The sequence below is a fragment of the Sphingobacterium sp. T2 genome, from assembly GCF_000814685.1.
Lineage (GTDB): Bacteria > Bacteroidota > Bacteroidia > Sphingobacteriales > Sphingobacteriaceae > Sphingobacterium > Sphingobacterium thermophilum.
The window spans coordinates 1-2819 of sequence record NZ_JXAC01000265.1 but is presented as its reverse complement, the minus strand read 5'-3'; the positions used below and the strand labels follow the sequence as shown (position 1 = coordinate 2819).

At 40.2% G+C, this 2819-nt stretch carries 4 protein-coding genes; 2 read left to right on the top strand and 2 right to left on the bottom strand.

Features of this window, described 5'->3' with window-relative positions; genetic code table 11:
- Positions 1-46: 46 nt before the first annotated feature.
- Positions 47-667: a TonB-dependent receptor plug domain-containing protein gene (locus SD31_RS13860; protein WP_039054558.1), complete on the bottom strand. Its 621-nt coding sequence runs from the start codon at positions 665-667 to the stop codon at positions 47-49.
- 138 nt (positions 668-805) lie between these two features.
- Between SD31_RS13860 and SD31_RS13855 the strand changes: the two genes are divergently transcribed.
- On the top strand, positions 806-1087 hold the full coding sequence (locus tag SD31_RS13855; RefSeq protein WP_039054557.1) for a GNAT family N-acetyltransferase: 282 nt from the start codon (positions 806-808) through the stop codon (positions 1085-1087).
- Between the two features lie 98 nt (positions 1088-1185).
- Complete coding sequence (locus tag SD31_RS13850; protein WP_039054559.1) at positions 1186-2133, top strand: helix-turn-helix transcriptional regulator; 948 nt, start codon at positions 1186-1188, stop codon at positions 2131-2133.
- Between the two features lie 3 nt (positions 2134-2136).
- On the opposite strand, the gene SD31_RS13845 is transcribed toward SD31_RS13850, so the two are convergent.
- Positions 2137-2610, bottom strand: coding sequence for a DinB family protein (locus SD31_RS13845; RefSeq protein WP_039054556.1), 474 nt, complete (start codon positions 2608-2610; stop codon positions 2137-2139).
- Positions 2611-2819 lie beyond the last annotated feature (209 nt).

Sequence of the window (2819 nt, the reverse complement as noted above, 5' to 3'; positions counted from 1 at the left end):
TGTCTGGAAAGTCCCAGCGTTCACTGAAGAATTTTCTCTGTAGCCATCATAGTGATGTATATCCCTGTTGTAAAGTGAAGTTATACTTAGGGGTTAGCCGTCTGGAGATACCTACATTTTCCTGCAGAAAACCATACGATCCCAATGATATTCTGGCGTCTGTCGTATTATCGTCCTGTTTAGTGACAATCTGTATTACTCCTCCGGAGTTGGCAGCGAAAATGGAAGCATCTGGCCCTTTGATTACCTGTACTTCCTGCAAGAAGTAGGGATCCAGTACATTGAGATAAGTATTTCCTCCAGCATCCGTCAAGGGCATATCGTTGATATAAATTTTGACATTCCGTATACCGAAGGGCGAACGGATGGTGCTGCCCCGTAGGGCCAACCGATAAGAGCCTGGAGAGCGTTCTTCCATGCGTACTCCCGCTACAGTATTCATCACGGCGGTCATAGAAATTTGTTGGTTTGCTTCTAAGGTCTTACGTCCTACAGTGTGCATACTGGCAGTGACAGCTATATCTGCCTGTTTGTTGAAATAGTGCTTTATTTCGACAGGTTGTAACTCAACTTTAATACTGTCTTGTATATGTTGCGAAGAGGCTATTATCGGAAAAAATAAGGTTAGAAGAGAGCATGCCAGTTTCATAGATTCGATTCTTTTCATCTTCTCTAAAAATAGGACTTTTTAAGGGTTAATGTAATGCTTATTTCATTTTTTACTATTTATCGACGAGCAATACGCTTCTATCAAACAATTTTGGGAATTTATTGTTATCTTAATAAAAACCAAAGAATTTAGCGTATGATTATAAAGCATAATGAGAGTGATTCCAAGGGTGCTTTCTTAGCTATTGAAGATAATGTTCAGATAGGAGAGATGACCTATTCCAAGGCCGGAGAGGGAAAGATTATTATAGATCATACGGAGGTTCATCCGGATCAGAAGGGTAAAGGGATTGGCAAGATTCTTTTATCCAAGGCTGTAGAATTTGCGCGTGACCACAACATAAAAATAGTTCCATTGTGTCCTTTCGCGAAGACTATGTTCGATAAGGACATAGATATTCGCGATGTTTTGGCATAAAGTATTTTTTAATTTGGGCTTGTAGTTAAAAAGTTCTTGAAAGTCATTTCAAGAACTTTTTTTATTTGCTAACTTAACCATTGCAGGAAATTATAAAGATGGATATTACGAAACGTTTTGATCGGTTGTTGGGTATTTATTTTTACCTTCAGTCCAAGCCTGTGCTGAAAGCTCAAGAGCTTGCCGACAAGTTCGATGTGAGTCTTCGAACCGTGTATCGTGATATCCGTTCGTTATTGCACGCAGGAGTACCTATCGTGGGTGAGGCCGGTATAGGGTATTCTCTGATGAGTACCTACAAGATTCCACCTATACGCTTTTCGGAACAAGAGGCATTGAGTTTTGGTGTTGCCGAGAAGCTTATGCGGCATTACCTTGATAAGGAGATGGGTGAACATTTCAGTAGTGCCCTTCGAAAGATGAAGGGGATGTTGCGGTTCGCGGAGAAAGAACATGTAGCTGACCTGGAAAGCAAAGTATTAATCAACAAACAGAAAAATTTTATCAACGAGAAAGTTCCGGCGGCGTTGGCAACTCTCTTCGAAAGTATGGTAAAAAAGAGACAGGTAAAACTTACTTATAAAGCTCTAGAAAGTGACTTGCAAGAGCGGCATATAGAAGTGATTGGAGTATTCCAAGAGGACCAGTTTTGGTATTTTATGGCTTATTGTCATCTTCGGAAGGCGGTACGACAGTTTAGACTCGACCGTATTGTGGATATACATCTTACAGAGCAACGGTATACCCAGCAACTTGAACCCTTGCATGTCTATCTTGAGCAAAGAAGAAAAAATCAGGAGAAGCAGATTGTTCGGATACGTACCAGTAGAGAGATGGCGCGCTATATGTATTGGGACCGCCAATATTTTGGTTTTGTGAGTGAAGAAATGAAAGATGACGGTGTGGAGATGCTCTTCCACACCGCCAATATCCACCATTTCGCCCGATGGATATTAATGTTTGCGGACGATGTGAAGGTGTTGGAGCCCTCCTTTCTGAAAGAGATGATGAGGGATGTCCTTCAGCGTGCTATAGCCAATTTATAGGATTTAGTACCTATCCCAGAAATAAGGAGGAGCAATACCTAAAGCTCTCAGATATACATATCCTTGACCTCTATGATGGATTTCGTTATCTATCATGTATAGAAAATTCTCAACAATTGGAAATTTGTATTCTCCAAAGAGATTGAACTCTTCATGAAATCTCTCCTCTGGGAGTTGATTGTATAGTTCGGCGATCTTTTGGGTGTCATAGTCCCATTGGGTCAACAATGCTTCCTTAGTAAGCAGTCCTTCGCGGTGTGTAAAAGGTGTAGTTCTGTTGAGAATCATATCTTCTAATGCGGGTACGGCAATAGACAACAGCTCATTGACCATTTTGGCGAAGGGGCGCATGCCTCCGATTGAAAATTCAAACAGTTCCTTTTCGGGAAATACTTCTATTGTTCTTTTTGTAAGGGTTCTATGTTCTAACCAATGTTTCAATAGTTCATCTTTTGTGATAATTTCTGTCTTCTTCATAGCTTGTTGGTTTTTGTTATACCAAAGCTAAGAGATGGAAGTGACAACAGTCTGTCAGCAGTTGTTTTGAATTTTTTAATAAAAAAGGAGCAAACGCTATTGCTTGCTCCTTTTCTATTTTTCCAATAGAAAGGTTAAATTTTCGGTTCTTGTTTGACTCAAACAATGAAAGCTTCCTAAACCCCAGATGATGTCTACGGAATTAATAC

Excerpts from the sequence above, each read along its gene's own strand:
- SD31_RS13860 (WP_039054558.1), bottom strand. The coding sequence starts at position 667 with ATGAAAAGAATCGAATCTATGAAACTGGCATGCTCTCTTCTAACCTTA.
- SD31_RS13845 (WP_039054556.1), bottom strand. The coding sequence starts at position 2,610 with ATGAAGAAGACAGAAATTATCACAAAAGATGAACTATTGAAACATTGG.
- SD31_RS13850 (WP_039054559.1), top strand. The coding sequence starts at position 1,186 with ATGGATATTACGAAACGTTTTGATCGGTTGTTGGGTATTTATTTTTAC.
- SD31_RS13855 (WP_039054557.1), top strand. The coding sequence starts at position 806 with ATGATTATAAAGCATAATGAGAGTGATTCCAAGGGTGCTTTCTTAGCT.